The sequence below is a fragment of the Paraburkholderia sp. SIMBA_027 genome (genome assembly GCF_046535315.1).
Classification (GTDB): domain Bacteria; phylum Pseudomonadota; class Gammaproteobacteria; order Burkholderiales; family Burkholderiaceae; genus Paraburkholderia; species Paraburkholderia tropica.
Window position 1 is genome coordinate 206,292 of the sequence record NZ_JAWRWY010000003.1, and the last position, 19,007, is coordinate 225,298.

The following is a 19,007-nucleotide window of genomic DNA, read 5'->3' on the forward strand; positions in this document are numbered from 1 at the left end:
CCGCACAGAGCCAATACTAAAAATTGGCCGTTCGGCCAGGTATATAAACGCAGCACGCCTGTCGTAATATAGTGGCCTTTATAACGGAACGGGGTAGAACAGATGATCCGCAAGCTGATCGCATCGGTCGTGATGATGTCGGGCGTGCTCGCCGCAAGTTCGAGCGCATTCGCCGCCGATGACAACGACGTGAACGTGCTCTATGCAGGCTCGCTCGTGAACCTGATGGAGAAAAGCGTCGGTCCCGCGTTCGAAAAGGAAACCGGCCTGCATTTCAAGGGCTACGCCGCCGGTTCGAACAAGATCGCCAATGAGATCAAAGGCAAGCTGCGTCGCGGCGACGTGTTCATCAGCGCGAGCCCCAAGGTCAACGCGAGCCTGATGGGCGAAGCGAATGGCAATCACGTTTCGTGGTACGTGAATTTCGCCGAATCGCCGCTGCTGATCGGCTATAACCCCAAGAGCCGTTTCGCCAACGACTTCAAGACGAAGAAGTGGAGCGACGTGCTGCAACAGGACGGCATTCGTCTGGGACGCACCGATCCGAAGCTCGACCCGAAGGGCGCCTTCACCGTCGAACTCATGACGAAGGCCGCGCAGGCGTATAACCAGCCGGACCTCGTCGAGAAGACGCTGGGCGCGCCCGAAAATCCCGCGCAGGTGCTGCCGGAAGAAACGCTCGTGGGCCGTCTGCAATCGGGTCAGCTCGACGCGGGCTTCTTCTACTCCACCGAAACGTCCGACCTGAAGATTCCGTCGATCCACCCGGCGCCCGAACTGAAGATCAAGGCGAACTACACGCTCACGATCCTCAACGACGCCCCGAACAACGCGGGGGCCGCGCGCTTCGTCAACTTCCTGCTGTCGGCGGAAGGCCGCAAGCTGCTCGCCGAACACGGCGTCGACGTGACGAAGCCCGGCGTGAACGGCAACGGCCAGGCAATTCCGCCGTCGGTGCAAGCCGTGATCGACGCCGCGCAGCAGTGATCGCGCCGTCATGACCCAACCCGTGCAGCGCGCCGCGAGGCCGCTCTGGTGGCTCGGCGCGCTGCTCGCGGTGTATCTGTGCGCGCCGTTTCTCGCCAGCATTCCGCAGATCGGCCAGGCCGACTGGGCCGGCGTCGACTGGCATCAGACCTGGTCGGCGGTCGCCGTCTCGGCCGCGAGCGCGAGCGTCGCGTCGCTCGTGATTCTCGTGGGCGGCGTGCCGCTCGGTTACTGGCTCGCGCGTTCGCATGCGCGCGGCGTGGCGCTGCTCGGCTTCGTCGTGCAGTTGCCGCTCGCGTTGCCGCCGCTCACGAGCGGCGTGCTGCTGCTGTTCCTGATCGGCCCGTATAGCGGCATCGGCCAGTTGTTCAACGGTACGCTCACCGATTCGTTCACGGGCATCGTGCTCGCGGAAACCTTCGTGGCCGCGCCCTTTCTGATCGTCGCCGCGCGCTCCGCGTTCGCGGCCGTCGATCCCGTTTTCGACGACGTCGCGGCCACGCTCGGCCATCACGCCGCCAGCCGTTTCTTCCGCGTCACGCTGCCGATTGCGTGGCCCGCCATCCGCGCGGGGCTCGCGCTCGCGTGGCTGCGCGCGTTCGGCGAATTCGGCGCGACCGTGATGGTCGCGTATCACCCGTATTCGCTGCCCGTCTATACCTATGTGGTGTTCGGCGGTCAGGGCCTGCCCGCGATGATGCCGCTGCTGCTGCCCACGCTCGGCATCGCGATCGTCTGCGCGATGCTGTCGGTCTACACGCGCGGCGCGCGCGCCACGCTGGCGGTGAGCACCGACAACGGCGACGAACTCACCGCCATCACGCCCGCCGCCGCGCCCGAACACACCGGCCTGCGGCTCGCGTTCACCGCGCGACGCAAGCTGGGCGCGTTCACGCTCGACGTCGCCTGGCAGCCGCGCACGCGGCGGCTCGCGATCATCGGACCGTCGGGCTCGGGCAAGTCGCTCGCGCTGCGCATCGTCGCGGGGCTGGAGCCGAACGACGCCGGGTCGGTCACGCTTGGTGCGACCGACCTCGGCGCGCTGCCGCCGGAGCGTCGTCAGATCGGCTACATGCCGCAAGACTACGGCCTCTTTCCGCACATGACGGTGGCGCAGCAACTCGCGTTTCCCGTCGACGCCGACGCCGCCAGCGCGCGTTACTGGCTCGCGCATCTGGGCCTCGACGCGCTCACGCAGCGACTGCCGCGTCAGCTTTCCTTCGGCCAGCGTCAGCGCGTCGCGCTCGCGCGCGCGCTCACGCGGCACAGCCAGTTGCTGCTGTTCGACGAGCCGTTCGCGGCGCTCGACACGCCGCGCCGCCGCCGCCTGCAACAGTCGCTGCGCGCGCTGCAACGCGAGATCGGCGCGGTCACGGTGATCGTCACGCACGATCCCGACGAAGCCGCGCTGCTCGCCGACGAAGTCCTCGTGATCGAACACGGCCGCGCGCTCCAGGCAGGCGCCGTGGACGCGGTGTTCGCGCAGCCCGCGAGCGTGCGCGTGGCCGAACTGCTCGGACTGCACAACATCGGCGAGGGGATCGTGCGCGCGGTGGGCGAGATCGAAACGGCGTCCGGGCTGCGGCTGCGTTTCGCGGACGGCGCAGGCGCGCCGCTTGAGGTGGGCGCGCGCGCGATGTGGCGCGTGTCGTCGCGTGCGCTGCGCGCCGCGTCCGATGGCCGTTACGAAGGACGGCTCGCGGGGACGTCGCTGCGTCACGGGGATCGCTATGTGACAGTCGAACTGGGCGGCGAAACGTTCGACATCGCCGCCGACGATGCGCCACATGCGCCCCAGGCGCAGACGCTGCGTTTCGATATCGACGAGGCGGGCGTGTCGGTGTGGACGGCGGACGGGTCCTGAAAAGGCTCACCTTTAGTGTCCGTGCCGGACCTGAACTGTCAGGCCGATTCGTAAAAAAAGCCCTGTTTTCAGGGCTTTTTCTTTTTGGTCGCTGCTGAAATACGACCAGGAATGTGGGTCCTGAAAACGCTCACCTCAACGGCGTTCGTTCGGATTCGCACGCGATCGACATCGTGATCCGGATCGCTAAGCGCATCGATCGTCATCGGCAAAATTCGCATCGTTTAACCTGGGACTACCAGGAAAAACTCGCGAAATACGCTGGAAAACGCGGGTTTCCGCGCCTTCTGCACGCGGAAGCGACCGGCGAATCCGCTCGCATGTACGGTGATGAACAAGCGGTTCACCGACCTCACCAGGCACACCTGAATCTCGACGCGGCGCGTGCCCCCCGTAAATCCTCACCTTGATCGATCGGCATGCGTGCGCGCGTCGGATCAACAGAACGCTTCGCTTCGAATCGCGTGACCTGGGACTCCCAGGAAATTTTCTGCCTTGTTTTGCGCGCTCAACGCGTCATGTCTTGCCGACGCGTGCGAGACAAGGTGAGCATCGCCTTCGCGCTCAGCATCACCTGACGTCATCCACGTTGGAGTGCGTAACGATTCACCGCACTCCCGAAAAGCCTCACCTTTCGCGTACGGCGTTCAAATCACGAAGCGGCTGTCCTCGTCGAGCACGCGCGGCAGCGGCTGCAGATCCTTGCGCGCGAAACGCACCAGCGAGAACGCACGCACCCCCGCCGGGCTCGCCGGAATATGCGCGAGCGGCACGACGATCGGCGCACCGCTGACGCCGCCCGTCTCGGCCACGCCCGGTTCGATCAGCACGTTCATCGGGCTCAACCGCAGTTGCCGCATCTCGACGTTCGCGTGCTGCGCCGGATGCGCGAGCACCTCGCAGATCACGCTCAGTTCGTGCTCCAGCGCGTCGGTTTTGAGTCCCAGCGCCGCCAGCGCCTGCTCGTTCGCTGCGATCAGCGCCTCCAGCCGCGCAAGCTCCGCTGCGTCCGCCACCGCCCGCTCGCCGACCATCCGGTGCGTGCCCGCGCCGTGACGCGTGAGCAATTGCAGTCGCGTGCGCAGCAGCGCGCGCTCCTGCTCGAGCGCGTCGCGGCGCGTTTCGTCGGCGCTGATCTGCGCCAGCCCTTCAAGCGCGATCTGCTCGACCACGCGCTGCACGATCAGCGCGCGCAGATCGGCTTCGGTCTCGCCGCACACGCGCACCTGATGGTCGTCGAAGCTCAAGGTCGTCTGCGCGACGTCCGCATGCACCTGATCGCCATGTTGCGCGACGCCGAACGAGCGCCGCTCGCTCATCGCCATGCCGAGCACCGCGTAGGTTTCGTTCGCGAGCGGATGGCTCTCGAACCACGCATGCAGTTCGGCCGAGCGGCTGAGCACATGCGCGATCTCGTCGGGCGCGGCGAAAAACGCGTGGATATAGGGATCGGCGAGCCAGTTCGCGGCGCTCGCCTCGTGCGCGGGCGGCAAGGTCCGCACCACATCGCTCACATAGCTCAGCGATTGGGCGAGCGCGGGCGTGAGCCGCGCGCGCCAGTCGCGCGCGAGCTTCAGCGGCGGGCTCAGCTCGGTCAGCCGGTCCGCCAGCGCGCGTGTCTGTTCGGTTTGCGGGTCGGGCCGCGCGGGCTTGCGCGGCCACAGTCGATCGAAAAAAACCATGAGACGGCTCCCGTAGCGCCGCGCCGGCCGGTGGATTCGAGTTGCCGCCTGGCCGGCGCGCATCGTCGTCGACTATACCGCGTCGGGCCTCGCGCTCCCTGAAAGGCCGGCAACGAAGCGTGTGCGCGCCGCGCGCCTGTGCTCCTGAAAACGCTCACCTTTGGATTTTCTTCCAGACACTTGATGTTAAAAAATCCGCGAAGCAACTTGACGACATCAAGCTACAAAACGCGATTGGGTGTCGATCCCGTGAATAATGGCTCCCGCAAACACTCACCTTTACGGTTCGCGGGCGGTTCGATCGTGCAGTTGGGTGGATCGGTGAGTGCGGCGACACACTCGCCTTCACGTTTCCTGGCACTCCCCAGGTCTGGCTCCCGAATGTCCTCACCGTTGGCATCCGGTCGAGCGCAAACGTTTCCCGTATTCCCTCACCTTCGGATTCGCGGATAAGCGTGGCTCCGCTTCAGAACGCGTCGCCGATTGCCAGGCATATGCCTGGCATATCGAATCATTGCGCGAACATCCAACCGTAAGCGATCCGCTTTCCCACACCGTTTCGTGCACCGTGCCCCCGGCCAGATCGCGCCTCCGGGCCGCGTTTTCTCCGGGAATACGCTTTGCTCAGCGACGCCGGCGCGTCTCAATCACACATCAGGACAAACCCGCGTTGCATCCGCCCCGGCCGCGACGGAGCAAGCGGAAGCGCCCTGATGGCGGCTTTTAGAGTGATTCGTTCAATTGACAGCGGTCAATGTAATGATCCAATCTTCACCGCACAAATTATTACGAGACAGGGAGGCAGACACATGTTGGAGAGCATTGTCCGCTGCGTCGCGCTGGCCGCAGCCGCAACGCCGTTACTCGTCGCTTGCGGTGGAGGCAACGCCAGCGACCCCGCGCCGATCACGCCGGCGCAATGTTCGGGCTCGACCTGCACGAACCAGGGCGCGCCCACGAGCCAGCCGGCCGCCACGGCGCTCTGCCCCGCCGATGCCGACATCGCGAAGAACACCTATCTCGGCGGCGCGGGCAGCGGCGAGGTCGTGAGCCTGAACATCGATCCGACGAAGATGACCTACACGCTGACCTATCTCGCTTCGCCGATACCGGCGCAATCGAGTTCGGTGTCGGCCACGCGCGCGGGCCTCACGGTCACCGGCGCGGTCCAGCATCCGCCGAGCGGCGCGCTGCCCACGGCCGCGCAGATCGCCTGCGCGTTCCAGCTCCAGGCGGGCACCGGCACGCTCAACGGCAACAGCTACACCACGGCCTATAACGCGGACAATCCGCCCACGATCTACGTGGGCTACGGCGTGGCGGGCGGCGGCATTCCCGGCGCGACGGTCAACCTCCAAGGCGACAGCCTCGCCGCGCTGCTGTTCCCGAATGTCCAGTCGCGCACCTTCGACTTCTATCCGTTTCTCGCCTTCTCGTCGGTCAGCACGAACATCGCGGATCTGCAGGGCAACTGGAACGCGCTGCTGTATCACATCGTGCCGACGCAGAGCTTCGCGGCGGCCGCGACCACGGCGCAGGAGACCTACGACGCGAGCGGCAATTGCAGCGTGACGAGCGGCGCGACCAACACGCAATGCGATACGTCCTCGTCGCAATGGGCCACCGATCCCAACGGCAGCTATTTCACGAGCAGCAACGCGCCGCACATCATCACGCCGCAGTTCTCGGGGCTGGCGACCGGCGGCGCGAGCCACCTGATTCTCGGCAAGCTCAACGGCAAGATCGTGCCGGTCGTCGTGCGCACGGGCTACGTGAACGAGAACCTGCTGACGATCGCCATCGACGACGAATCCGGCATCGCGATGATGGCGCCCGCCACGTCGCTCACGTCCGGTTCGTTCGACGGCAGCTACATCGGCGCCGATTCGAACTTCGCCTACACGGCCACGCTCATCAACGGTCAGACCGCCGGCTTCCTCAAGCCCTCGACGATGACGACGCAGAGCACCTTCACGCTCGATTACACGCAAACGCATCCGGGCCTGATCGGCGCGACCGACAACAACGGCAATGCGGGCAACGTGATCGCCGTGGGCGGCCTGTACGGGATCTTCCTGAACGGCGAGGAGAACGGCGGCGTGACCTCGACATCCGCGAACAGTCAGACGTCCAACTCGCCGTACTTCGGTGTGGGCGCACTGATCCAGCCGCAGTAAAGCCGCCGGCACGCCTCCTCGAGCCATCGCTCAGGATGCCGAAATAGCAGCAAGCAAGCTCGAAAAGGGGCGCAAGGACAGGGAGCCTGCGCCCCGCCAACAAGAATATTCCGGAGACGCGGTATGACATTGAAGCATTCCGTAAAGCACCTCGCGAAGCTCTCGGCGCTCGGCGCGCCGCTGCTGCTCACGCTGAGCGCCTGCGGCGGCGGGGGCAGCGGCAGCCCGCCGCTGGTCGAAACCGCCCTGTGCCCGACCTCGCTCGACTACAACACGGTCTACACGGGCGGCGGCGGCGACGGCGAACTGGTCAAGCTCCAGCTCGACACCACGAAGAAGACCTGGCAGATCACCTACGTCGAATCGCCGATTCCGGCCACCACCGGCACGGTCACGCCCACGCGCAAGGGCCAGGTGGTCTCGGGCACGATTACCCAGGAAACCGCGCTGCCCACGGCGAAGCTCAATCAGTGCGCGTTCCAGCTCAACGGCGCGAGCCTCGATGCGAGCCGTCCGGCGCGCGTGTTCATCGGCTTCGGCGTCGCGGGCGGCACGATTCCCGGCGCGGAAATCCAGTTCGCGGGCTCGGGCGGCATCGGCGTGGTGCCGGACACGAAGTTCCCGTACTACCCGTTCATCGGTTTTTCGACGCTCGAAACCAATATCGCCAACGTCGCGGGCACGTATAACCAGCTCGGCTATCACCAGGTGCCGTCGCAGAACTTCCTGCCCGCCGCCGTCGACGCGAAGATCACCATCAACGCCGACGGCACGTGGCAGGAGTGCGACAACAGCGGCGTGAACGCCGGCACCTGCCAGCAGCCCGGCACGAATTTCGTGCAGTCGAGCGACGGCAGCGGCGCGTTCGAAACCGACAACTTCCAGGGGCAGGTCAAGCCCACGCTCGTCACCGGCAAGAACGCGGCGAAGGGCTTCATGATCGTCGGCAAGCTGCGCAATCAGCTCGTGCCGGTGCTCGTGCGCACGGGCGTGGCGTATCCGCAGGTCGGCGTCGATCCGCAGAGCGGCGCCACCGGTCCGGTCGCCGACGACGAGTCGGGCATCTCGGTGCTCGCGCCGCAGACGGCCGTCGCGCAGGGTTCGCAGGACGGCGAGTACATCGGCGTGGACAGCCAGTTCGATTACCGCACGCTGGCGCTGTCGGGCACGCAGGGCACGCTGCTCGATCCGTTCAACGCGTCGCAGGCGGCGCTGGCCACCGCGCTCGATCTGAACTTCACCGAGAGCGTGCCGGGTCTCGTGACCACCACGCACGTGAATGCGTCGACCGGCACCACGCCGACCGGCAAGATGATTTTCACGGGCGGCGTGTTCGGCTTCCTCGACCTGACGAATGCTTCGTCGCCGTACTTCACCGCGGGCGCGTTCGTGCAGTAATCCGCACGCCCGCCACGCGCATCGATCGACACATGACGATGCCGTGCCCATGAGGCAACCGCTCTCCGTGTGCGCCGCGCCGCCGGCAACGCGCACACGGGCCGCAAGGCACGCGCAGGACCGGCCGTTCATGAGACGGCCGCCGCGCGCAGGCAGGTTTGCCCGAACCTGAGAGAAACAGGGAGGAACAACAATGATGAGACGTCTTGCGCTGGCGGCGGTGGCCGCCGGCTTGTCCACGGCTGCGCATGCCCAGCATGCGGGCGACAACGTGGCCGTACTCGGCTGGTTTCACGTCGCGCCCCAGCAATCGAGCACGCCGCTCACCACCACGGTCGCGCCGACGCCGATCAACACGCCGCTGCGTCTGCCGGACTCGTTCACCTCGCCGGGCACGAGTCTGTCGACGAACAACGCGAACACGCTCGGCCTCGTTTTCAGCCACTTCCTGACCGATCACATCGCGATCTCGACGGTGGCGGGCGTGCCGCCCAAGTTCAAGCTCTACGGCCACGGCACGATCAAGCCGCCGGGACCGGCGGGCGCGCTCGGCAGCCAGAATCTCGACGATCCGGCCACCAATCCGATCGTCCAGAGCGTGCGGCAGTGGAGCCCGGCGGTGATCTTCCAGTACTACTTCCGCGACGCCGATGCCAAGTTCCGGCCGTTCGTGGGGATCGGCGTGTCGTACAACTGGTTCTCGGACATCCAGCTCAACCCGAACTTCGTGAAGGCGACCCAGGACAATCTGGGCTCGGTGCTCGCGGCGGGCGCGGGCAAGACGGGGCAGACGCAGATCAGCGCGAAGGCGTCGTCGTCGTGGCAGCCGGTGTTCAATATCGGCGCGGAATATCAGATCACGCAGCATCTCGGGCTGGTGGCGTCGTTGACGTATATTCCGCTGAAGACCACGTCATCCGTGATCATCAAGGCCGCCGACGGCACCGAACTCGGCGTGAGCCGCGCCGAACTCAAGGCCGACCCGATCATTTCGTTCCTCGCGGTCTCTTACAAGTTCTGACCGGCGCTTACGCATGCACGCCGCGTTGCGCGTGCATGCGCACACTTGCAGCAATATAAGGCGGATAGCGGGACGATTTCGGCGGACATCGGCTCGCGCGAGCACGGCGGCTCGCGCTAAAATCGGCGCATGCCGAAAACGCCCACGACTCCCGTTCCCGATTCCGCGCCCGAGCGCCCCGACGACAGCGAGTACACCGTCGACGAACTCGCGCGCGTGACCGGCACCACGGTGCGCAACGTGCGCGCCTATCAGGACCGCGATCTGCTCATGCCGCCCGACAAGCGCGGCCGCGTGGGCATTTACAACGACTCGCACGTGGCGCGGCTCAAGCTCATCAATCACCTGCTCGCGCGCGGCTACACGCTCTCGAATATCCAGGACCTCATCAAGGCCATCGACGACGGCGGCGATCTGCGCTCGATCCTCGGCCTCGAAAACGCGATCGGCGGTCCGTGGTCGCATGCGCGGCCCAAAACCTATTCGCTGCCCGAACTGATCAAGCTGTTCGGCCCGCAGGCGCCCAGCAGCCTCACGCGGCTCGCCGAATTCGGCCTGCTGGAACGCAAGGGCCTGTCGTTCGTCGCGCGCAATCCGGCCATGCTCGACGCGGCCGCGGCCACCGTGCGCGAAGGCATTCCCGCGCGCGACCTGCTCGACGTGCTGGAGAAGGCGCGTCCGCATTTCGACGCCATCGCGCGCGTGCTGGTGGAAATGGTCGTGCGCCATCTCGACCGCTACGACGCCGGCGCGCTGCCGCCCGCGACCGACATGCCGGGACTCGTCGAGGCGATCTGGCGGCTGCGTCCGCTCTCCTCGGTGTTCGTCGAGAACGAGATCCTGCGCGCGCTCGAAGCGCAGTCGAGCGAGTATCTGGGCGGCCGCGTGGCCACCATCCTCGACGCCAAACTCGGCCAGCGCGCGAGCGCCGATCCCCCTGCCGATGCGGATAGCGACGCCGATGCGCCGCCGGCCGCGCGCAAAAGCGCCTCGCGCACGGCAAAGAAACCTTCGCTCAAGTCCGCGCTGAAGAAGCGCTGATCTCCCGCCGATCTCACGCCGATCCGGCTTCTGACGCGCGCCGCCACGGCGCGCGTTTCGGCTTTTGCGCGGCTTTCGCGTGCCTTGCGCGTGCCTTGCGCGCGACGCCTGAAAACGCCCTAAACACGCTCCCGCGTTTTCGGCCCCGTTTTTTCCTCTCCGTTTTTTCCCGCTCCCACGTCCGTCCGAGTCGCGCCAAATCCGCCTGAAACCCATGCCAGGCAGGCGTTTTCGCGTATTCGCAGCCGCCGCGCGTTGTGTCCCGAATGCTCCCTCTAGCCCCTTGCGCGATCTCGCCGCGCGCACTATGTTTACATCATCCAATGTAACAGTTAAAAATGAACCATAGGGAGACGCTCCGGATGAACGCATCCACCCGGTCTTTGGGCGAGCCGCTTGGCGTCGCCATCATCGGCACCGGTTTCGCGGGGCTGGGCATGGCGATCCGTCTGCTGCAGCGCGGCCACACCGATTTCGCCGTATTCGAGAAGGCCGGCTCCGTGGGCGGCACCTGGCGCGACAACCATTACCCCGGCTGCGCGTGCGACGTGCAATCGCACGTCTACTCGTTTTCGTTCGCGCCGAACCCGCGCTGGACGCGCATGTTCGCGCCCCAGCCTGAGATTCGCGCGTATCTGAACCGCTGCGTCGACAAGTTCCGTCTCTCGCCGTGGCTCAACTTCGACCACGAGCTCCAGAGCGCGCAATGGGACGACGCCGCACATTGCTGGCGCCTTGCCTTCGCGAACGGCCGCCGCATCAGCGCGCGCGTGCTGATTTCGGCGATGGGCGGTCTCTCGCGCGCCGCGCTGCCCGCGATTCCCGGCGTGGAAAGCTTCGCGGGCAAGGCCTTCCACTCGCAGCACTGGGACCACGCCTATGCGCTCGACGGCAAGCGCGTGGCCGTGATCGGCACGGGCGCGAGCGCGATCCAGTTCGTGCCGCAGATCGCGCCGAAAGTGGCGAAGCTCGACCTGTTCCAGCGCACGCCGCCGTGGATCATGCCCAAACCCGACCGCGCGCTCTCGCCGTTCGAGCAGTGGATGTTCCGCACGCTGCCGTTCACGCAGAAGATCATGCGCACGGGCCTGTACTGGCTGCTCGAATCGCGCGTGCTCGGCTTCGCGATTCATCCCTCGCTGATGAAGAACGTGCAGAAGATCGCGCTGCGCCACATCCGCCATCACGTGAAGGACCCGGCGTTGCGTGCGGCCGTCACGCCCGACTACACGATCGGCTGCAAGCGCGTGCTGATCTCGAACGACTACTATCCGGCGCTCACGCGCGAGAACGTCGACGTGGTGACGAACGACATCGCGCGCATCGACGCCACCGGCGTCATCACCGCCGACGGCCGGCATCGCGAAGTCGACTGCATCATCTACGGCACCGGTTTTCAGGTCGCCGATCCGTTTCCGCGCGGCGCGATCATCGGCCGCGACGGCGTGGATATCGTCGATACGTGGCGCAACGGCGCGCATGCGTATCTGGGCACCGCGCTGCCCGGCTATCCGAACTTCTTCATGCTGGTCGGCCCGAACACGGGGCTCGGCCACAACTCGATGGTGTTTATGATCGAGTCGCAGATCGAATACGTGCTCGGCGCGCTCGACGCCATGAAGAAGGACCGCGCCGATTCGATCGAGGTTCGTCCGAGCGTCGAAGCGCGCTTCAACGAGCGCATCCAGCAGAAGCTCGATCGCGCGATCTGGTCGGTGGGCGGCTGCAAGAGCTGGTATCTCGATCCGCGCAACGGCAAGAACACCACGCTCTGGCCGGGCTTCACCTGGCGCTTTCGCCAGGCCACCGCGAGCTTTTCGATCGGCGAATATCAGGTGTTCCGCAAAACACATCATCAGGATGCCGAACTACCGTTGAGCGTCGCGGCGCACACGACACACACGACCGAGGCCGCCTGAGCGGCCCAACAGGGAGAGGGAGCACTGACATGAAACACTTCGACAACAAGGTCGCCGCCATCACGGGCGCAGGCTCGGGCATGGGCCGCTCGCTCGCGGTGCAGCTCGCGGGCGCGGGCTGCCATCTCGCGCTCGCCGACAAGAACGCCGTGGGCCTCGCCGAAACCGAGCGCATCGTGCGCGCGCTCGCGCCGAGCGTGCGTGTGACGACGCGCGTGCTCGACGTGGGCAAGCGCGACGCGATGTTCGCGTGGGCCGACGAAACCGCCGCCGCGCACGGCCGCGTGAACCTCGTGTTCAACAACGCGGGCGTGGCGCTCTCCAGCACCATCGACGGCATGTCGTACGACGATCTCGAATGGATCGTGAACATCAACTTCTGGGGCGTCGTGCACGGCACGAAGGCGTTTCTGCCGTATCTGAAAGCGTCGGGCGACGGCCATATCGTCAATACGTCGAGCGTGTTCGGCCTGTTCGCGCAACCGGGCATGAGCGGCTACAACGCCACCAAGTTCGCGGTGCGCGGCTTCACCGAATCGCTGCGCCAGGAACTCGACATGATGAAGTGCGGCGTCTCGGCCACCTGCGTGCATCCGGGCGGCATCCGCACCAACATCGCCCAGGCGAGCCGCGTCGCGTCGAACATGGTCGGCTTCATGGTCGCGAGCGAGCAGCAGGGCAAGGACGAATTCGAGAAGTTCTTCATCACCACCGCGGACGACGCCGCGCGCACGATCCTCACCGGCGTGCGCCGCAACGCGCGCCGCGTGCTGATCGGGCGCGACGCGCGCGCCGCCGACTGGCTCGCGCGCGTGCTGCCGTCCGCGTACCAGGCGCTCGTCGTGATGAGCGCGCGCCGCGAAGCCGCCAAGGCGAACCGCCGCGCCCGACGCGCCGCGCGCGAAGCCGCGCTCAACGGCGGTGCAAGAAACAACAACGCAGGCAATAATCAGGGAGAAACAGCATGATCATGCCGGTCCGACGCGATATCCGCTTCGCGCTACCGCCCGAACGGGCTTGCGACTGGCACGTCGAAGGCGTGCCGGTCACCCACTTCTTCAACGCGCTGTCGCTGCTTTTTCCGGCGGGCGAGCGCTTTTTCATGGACTCCGTGCGCCACTATCGCGACCAGATCGACGACCCCGACCTCAAGAAGCAGGTGATGGGTTTCATCGGCCAGGAAGCCATGCACACGCGCGAGCACGTCGAGTACAACGACCTGCTGCAAGCGGCGGGACTGCCCGCGCACAAGCTCGACAAGCGGCTGTGGGCGATCCTTAACTTCGGGCGCAAGGTGTTGCCGCCTTCGCTGCAACTCGCGCAGACGGTCGCGCTCGAACACTACACGGCCATGCTCGCGGATCTGCTGCTCGCCGAGACCGGTTCGCGCATCGAAGGCTCGGTCGAAGGCTACAAGCAGATGTGGCTCTGGCACGCGCTCGAGGAAACCGAGCACAAGTCGGTCTCGTACGACGTGTGGAATACGGTCATCAAGCCGGGCCCGAAGCGCTATCTGATGCGCACCGGCACGATGCTCGCGACCACCGTGCTGTTCTGGCTCATCGTGTTCGACTATCACCTCGCGCTGATGCGCCGCCACAAGCGTCGCATCGGCAAATTCAGCGGCTGGTGGAAGCTGTTCAAGTTTCTCTACGGTCCGCGTCACGGCGTGTTCCCGAGCATCGCGATGGAATGGCTGCGCTTCTTCAAGCCCGGTTTTCATCCGTGGGATCACAACAACCGCCAGCATCTCGAACGCATCGACGGCCTGATCTCGCAGATCGACGCCACTAACGCGCAGTACGCCTCGCAGGCCGCGCCGCGCCGTGTGCCGCTGCATCCGGCGGGCTCGCCGCGCGCGGCCTGACGCATCATGGCCGCGATCGAAACCTTCGAAGTCGATGCCGGCGACGTGCGGCTCGCGGTCTATGCGAGCGGCCCGCGCGACGCGCCGCCGCTCGTGCTCGTGCACGGCTATCCCGATTCGGCGCGCGTGTGGGACGCGTTGCGGCGCGAACTGGACGCGCGCTATCGCGTGATCGCGTACGACGTGCGCGGCATGGGCGCGTCGAGCGCGCCGTCGAATCGCGCGGGTTATCGGCTCGAACGGCTCGCGCACGATCTGATGACGGTCGCCGAGGCGACGTGCGGCGCGCGGCCGTTTCATCTCGTTGCGCACGACTGGGGCTCGATTCAGTGCTGGGAAGCTGTCACCGATCCGGCCAACGCGGCGCGCCTCGCGTCCTATACGTCGATTTCGGGGCCGTGCCTCGATCACGTCTTTCGCGCGCCGACGAATTTCCGCCAGACGCTCAAGTCCTGGTACATCGCGTTCTTTCATCTGCCGCTGGTGCCGCAGCTCGTCTGGCGGCTCGGCGGCGCGGCGCTCTGGCCGTGGTGGCTGCGCAAGACCGAAGGCGTGCGCGCCGAACGCGATCCGCAGCAATTGCGCAACTGCCTGAACGGTTTGCAGCTGTATCGCGCGAATTTCATCGCGTGCGCGCGGCGGCCGCGCGAGCGGCGCACGCAGGTGCCCGTGCAGTTCATCGTGCCGCGCTTCGACCGCTATGTGACGCCCGCGATGTCCGAGCACGTCGCGCAATGGCTCGGGCGTTACCGGCGCGAGCTCATCGACGCGCCGCACTGGACCGTGGTGCGCGACGCACCACTGATCGCCGCGCGCGTGCATCGCTTCATCGCGTGGGCGCGCAACGAGGCGTCGCCGCCGGTGCAGGCCGTGGAGGCTTCGCAGACGAGCGACGCCCGCGCGAGCGTGCTGCCTGAGAGAACTTGAACAGCGTCGTTACCGCGCGCATCGCCACGCAGCAACGCGCGGTCATGACAACATCGAGACACACCCCTTCGGAGAGGTCCGCCGGTGAACGCCATCGCCCTGCCCCTTGCAACCGGAATCGCCGTGATCGTGGCCGCGTGCGCCGCGCTCGCGCTCTATACGCGACGCGCCACGCGCCGCATCGAAACCGCCGTGCCGATGGACGGCCGTCACATCGAGATCGACGGCGAGCGCCTGCATTACGTCGAATTCGGCAACCCAGACGGTCAGCCCGTCGTGTTCGTGCACGGTCTGTGCGGCCAGTTGCGCAACTTCGCGTATCTGCCGCTGGAAGCGCTCGCGCGCGACCATCGCGTGATCCTGCTCGATCGCCCCGGCTCCGGCTACTCGACGCGCGCGCCGAACGGCCCGGCGAATATTCGCGCGCAGGCCGATAGCGTCGCGCACTTCATCGCCGCGCTGGGGCTCGAACAGACCGTGCTCGTGGGGCATTCGCTCGGCGGCGCGCTCGCGTTGTCCGTCGCGCTCGATCATCCGGAAGCAGTGGCGCGTCTCGCGCTGATCGCGCCGCTCACGCACGTGCAGACCGAGGTGCCGAAGGCGTTTCGTCCGCTCGTGCTGCGCTCGAATGCCGTGCGCCGCTTCGTGTCGCGCACGTTCGCGACGCCGTTCGGCCTCGCCACGAGCGCGAGCACGTTGCGCGCGGTGTTCGCGCCCGAAGCCGTGCCGCGCGACTTCCGCACGCGCGGCGGCGCGCTGCTGAGCCTGCGTCCGCAGGGCTTCGTGAACGGTTCGCGCGACCTCGTCGCCATCGAGGACGCCGACGATCTCGACCGGATGACGCAGCGTTATGCGCAGCTGAGCGTGCCCGTCGACGTGCTGTTCGGCCGCGACGACATCGTGCTCGACTGGACGCGTCACGGCGAGGCGCTGCGCCTTGCGTCGCCGCGCGTGTCGCTCAAGGTCGTGAACGGCGGCCACATGCTGCCCGTGACGGCGCCGTCGACCACTTACGACTGGTTGCGCAGCGCGATCGCGGGTACGGCGCACGCAAGCGCCGAACGCGCGATTGCCGTCGATCAGCGTGACGAACGCGAGTTGCCGCTCGACGCGCCCATGCAAGGACGTCCGGCGATCTGAACGGCGCGCGGCCACGCGCCGCTAGAGTGACTGCTCGGTACTGATGCAAGCGTTTTGCGAGGCGTCGTTGTTATCGTAAGGGCGGCCGTGTCGATCAGCACGCGCGCGGCGCCCAAAACAAAGACAGACTGGAGACGACCATGGCAGCCCAACTGCAAGCGCAGACGACGGCTCGCGGCGCGCAGCATGCCGCGCCCGACACCGACGGCATCTGGTACGCGTCCTATCCCGCCGGCGTTCCGCCCGAGATCGACGTTACGCAATACGAAACAATTTCGCAGTATTTCGACGAGTGCGTCGCGCAGTTCAGCGAACGCGTGGCCTATGTGAGCGTGGACGCATCGCTGACTTATGGCGCGCTCGCACGCAAGGCCGAAGCGTTCGCGGCGTGGCTGCAAGGCGTGGGCATCGCGCCCGGCGAGCGCGTCGCCATCATGCTGCCGAATACGTTTCAGTATCCCGTCGCGCTGTTCGGCGCGCTCAAGGCCGGCGCGGTGGTCGTCAACGTCAATCCGCTCTATACGCCGCGCGAACTCGCGCATCAGTTGAAGGACAGCGGCGCGCGCGCGATCGTGGTGTTCGAGAACTTCGCGAAGACGCTCGAAGAGGCGCTGCCCGGCACGCGCATCGAGCACATCGCGGTGACGGGTCTCGGCGATCTGCTCGCGGACGGCCTCAATCTCAAGGGTCGTCTGCTCAATTTCGTGCTGCGCCGCGTGAAGAAGATGGTGCCGAACTACACGCTGCCAAACGCGGTGCGTCTGCGCGCGGCGCTCGACATCGGCGCGCGGCGCACGCTCGCGAACGCGCTGCGCACGAGCGGCGACCTCGCCTTTCTGCAATACACCGGCGGCACGACCGGCGTGGCGAAAGGCGCGATGCTCACGCATCGCAACATTCTCGCCAACGTGCTGCAAGCGAAGGCGTGGTCGGCTTCGCAACTCTCGGGCGAAGTCGAGACGGTGCTCACGCCGTTGCCGCTCTATCACATCTATTCGCTCACGGTGAATGCGCTGATCTTTCTCGGGCTCGGCGGACGCAATATCCTGATCGCGAATCCGCGCGACACGAAGCGCATGATGATGATCCTGCGCCGCGAAACCTTCACCGGCATCACGGCGATCAACACGCTCTACAACGCGCTGCTCGACAGCGAGGCATTCCGTCGGCGCGACTTCTCCGCGCTCAAGCTCGCGATGGCGGGCGGCATGGCCACGCAGAAGGCCGTCGCCGACCGCTTCAAGGCCGTGACCGGGCAGCCGATCGTCGAAGGCTACGGACTCACGGAGTGCTCGCCGATCGTCGCGACCAATCCCGTCGATCTACAGAACATGCGCGATTTCGAAGGCTCGATCGGCTTGCCCGTGCCGTCGACGCAAGTCCGTTTTCGCCGCGAGGACGGCACGTGGGCCAACATCGGCGAACCCGGCGAACTGTGCGTGAAAGGCCCGCAGGTGATGCTTGGCTACTGGAATCGTCCCGACGAAACCGCGCAGGTGCTAGACGCCGACGGCTGGCTCGCGACCGGCGATATCGGCGTGATGGACGCGCAGGGCTTCATCAAGCTCATCGACCGCAAGAAGGACATGATCATCGTGTCGGGTTTCAACGTGTATCCGAGCGAGATCGAGGACGTGGTGGCGATGCATCCGGACGTGCGCGAAGTGGCCGCCATCGGCGTGCCCGATCCCGTGCAGGGCGAGCGCGTGAAGGTGTTCGTGGTCGCGCGCGATCCCTCGCTCACGGCCGATGCTGTGATCGCGCATTGCCGCCGTCAGCTCACCGGTTACAAGGTGCCGCGCCTCGTGGAGTTTCGCGAGGCGCTGCCGCAAACCAACGTCGGCAAGATCCTGCGCCGCGCGCTGCGCGACGAGGAAATCGCCCGGCAACGCGCGGCGTAGATCGCGCGGGCTACACCGGCTTTTATCGAGCAGGCCAACATAAACAGGGAGACGCATCATGAACACCGCTTCAACGCTTGCTTCGCTGCCTCGCCAACCTCGCCGCGCATTCAGGGCGATCGCGTGCGCGGCGCTCGCGCTCGCGTGCGCCGGCGCGTTCGCGCAGGACGACAACGCCGCCAGCGAACAGACCGGCGCCGCCGCACCGCAAGGCGCCGCGCCGTCGGCCGCCGAAGTGAGCAAGCTTTCCGTCGATCAGCAGGTGCGCTGGCTGCAGAAGGCGCAAAAGAGCGGCGCGCTCGTGAAGATGGACGACGCGCAGCTCACCGCGCTGTTCCAGGCGCTCGATCCCCTCGTGGTGCCCACGGTCATCAAGCTCGGGCCGTCGGGTTATCCGTCGTACGAGTTCACGCTGTCGCGCTGGGAGCGCCTGAACGGCAAGTGGCCGAGCAAGCCCGCGCACATGCTCGTGAAACTCGATCACGATCCGCTGCGGATCTACGCGAAGTGGCTGCCCGACGGCGAGCATTCGGGCGAGGAAGTGATCTACGATGCCTCGAAGAAGTCCGATGAAATGTACGGCCACCTGGGCGGCCTGCTCGGCGTGATGCCGATGTGGACCGCGCTCGACGGCACGCTCGCGCGCTCGCAGTCGAATCACAAGATCACCGATCTCGGGACCGAGTTCATCGTCAGCCAGTTCATGACCGACGCGAAGAAGTACGTGCAAGTGGGCGCGCCGTACAAGCCCGAAGTCGAGGTGAAGACGATGAACGGCGTGCGCGTGGTCGCGCTCACCTACACGTCGCCGAGCGGCAAGCCGCAGTTCTACGCGAAGAAGCAGACGCTCGGGCTCGATCTGCGTCATCCGTATTTCCGCACCGTGGAAGCGTACGGCGACGACGGGCAGATCTTCGAGAAGATCGTGATCGACAGCATCACGCCGAAAAGTTTCGATGCCGAAGCGTTCGATCCGAAGAATCCGGACTACAAGTTCTAGTTCGCGCGTGCGTCGCGATCAAGGTGAGGGTTTTCGGGAGAGTGGACGGGGTGAAGCGCGGGTTGCATCGCGCGCTCACCGGA

15 protein-coding genes are annotated in these 19,007 nt (G+C 66.1%); 14 read left to right on the plus strand and 1 reads right to left on the minus strand.

Going from position 1 to position 19,007, the window contains the following annotated elements; genetic code table 11:
- Positions 1–102 precede the first annotated feature (102 nt).
- The 3 genes from SB764_RS06555 (at position 103) to SB764_RS06565 (ending at position 3,261) form a co-directional block, all read left to right on the plus strand.
- The gene (locus SB764_RS06555; protein WP_065064429.1) at positions 103–987 is read left to right on the plus strand and encodes an extracellular solute-binding protein; all 885 of its coding nucleotides are present in this window, start codon (positions 103–105) and stop codon (positions 985–987) included.
- 10 nt (positions 988–997) lie between these two features.
- On the plus strand, positions 998–2,851 hold the full coding sequence (locus SB764_RS06560) for an ATP-binding cassette domain-containing protein (protein WP_410863010.1): 1,854 nt from the start codon (positions 998–1,000) through the stop codon (positions 2,849–2,851).
- Positions 2,852–2,964: 113 nt separating this feature from the next.
- Positions 2,965–3,261: a hypothetical protein gene (locus tag SB764_RS06565; protein WP_146229921.1), complete on the plus strand. Its 297-nt coding sequence runs from the start codon at positions 2,965–2,967 to the stop codon at positions 3,259–3,261.
- Positions 3,262–3,498: 237 nt separating this feature from the next.
- Here SB764_RS06565 and SB764_RS06570 read toward each other — a convergent pair whose 3' ends face one another.
- The gene (locus SB764_RS06570; protein ID WP_410863012.1) at positions 3,499–4,533 is read right to left on the minus strand and encodes a hypothetical protein; all 1,035 of its coding nucleotides are present in this window, start codon (positions 4,531–4,533) and stop codon (positions 3,499–3,501) included.
- Between the two features lie 809 nt (positions 4,534–5,342).
- Here SB764_RS06570 and SB764_RS06575 point away from each other — a divergent pair.
- From SB764_RS06575 to SB764_RS06625, 11 genes are all read left to right on the plus strand, one after another.
- A complete protein-coding gene (locus SB764_RS06575; RefSeq protein WP_074981118.1) occupies positions 5,343–6,710 on the plus strand; it encodes a DUF2957 domain-containing protein in 1,368 nt (455 codons plus the stop codon).
- A 123-nt stretch (positions 6,711–6,833) separates the two neighbouring features.
- On the plus strand, positions 6,834–8,108 hold the full coding sequence (locus SB764_RS06580; RefSeq protein WP_065064437.1) for a DUF2957 domain-containing protein: 1,275 nt from the start codon (positions 6,834–6,836) through the stop codon (positions 8,106–8,108).
- A 196-nt stretch (positions 8,109–8,304) separates the two neighbouring features.
- Positions 8,305–9,129, plus strand: coding sequence for an OmpW/AlkL family protein (locus tag SB764_RS06585; RefSeq protein ID WP_065064462.1), 825 nt, complete (start codon positions 8,305–8,307; stop codon positions 9,127–9,129).
- 129 nt (positions 9,130–9,258) lie between these two features.
- Positions 9,259–10,170: a MerR family transcriptional regulator gene (locus SB764_RS06590; RefSeq protein ID WP_410863014.1), complete on the plus strand. Its 912-nt coding sequence runs from the start codon at positions 9,259–9,261 to the stop codon at positions 10,168–10,170.
- A gap of 362 nt (positions 10,171–10,532) precedes the next feature.
- Positions 10,533–12,089, plus strand: coding sequence for a flavin-containing monooxygenase (locus SB764_RS06595; protein ID WP_260183248.1), 1,557 nt, complete (start codon positions 10,533–10,535; stop codon positions 12,087–12,089).
- A gap of 29 nt (positions 12,090–12,118) precedes the next feature.
- Positions 12,119–13,057, plus strand: a complete 939-nt coding sequence (locus tag SB764_RS06600) for an SDR family NAD(P)-dependent oxidoreductase (RefSeq protein ID WP_074981124.1) — start codon at positions 12,119–12,121, stop codon at positions 13,055–13,057.
- Complete coding sequence (locus tag SB764_RS06605) at positions 13,054–13,956, plus strand: metal-dependent hydrolase (protein ID WP_065061694.1); 903 nt, start codon at positions 13,054–13,056, stop codon at positions 13,954–13,956. The genes SB764_RS06600 and SB764_RS06605 overlap by 4 nt, the downstream gene beginning before the upstream one ends.
- Positions 13,957–13,962: 6 nt before the next feature.
- Complete coding sequence (locus SB764_RS06610; RefSeq protein ID WP_110325819.1) at positions 13,963–14,883, plus strand: alpha/beta fold hydrolase; 921 nt, start codon at positions 13,963–13,965, stop codon at positions 14,881–14,883.
- Between the two features lie 93 nt (positions 14,884–14,976).
- On the plus strand, positions 14,977–16,023 hold the full coding sequence (locus SB764_RS06615) for an alpha/beta fold hydrolase (RefSeq protein WP_410863152.1): 1,047 nt from the start codon (positions 14,977–14,979) through the stop codon (positions 16,021–16,023).
- A 140-nt stretch (positions 16,024–16,163) separates the two neighbouring features.
- Positions 16,164–17,924 (plus strand): AMP-binding protein, encoded by a 1,761-nt coding sequence (locus SB764_RS06620; RefSeq protein WP_410863016.1) that lies wholly within the window; start codon positions 16,164–16,166, stop codon positions 17,922–17,924.
- A gap of 58 nt (positions 17,925–17,982) precedes the next feature.
- Complete coding sequence (locus SB764_RS06625; protein ID WP_124260643.1) at positions 17,983–18,924, plus strand: DUF1571 domain-containing protein; 942 nt, start codon at positions 17,983–17,985, stop codon at positions 18,922–18,924.
- The last annotated feature ends 83 nt before the right edge of the window (positions 18,925–19,007 follow it).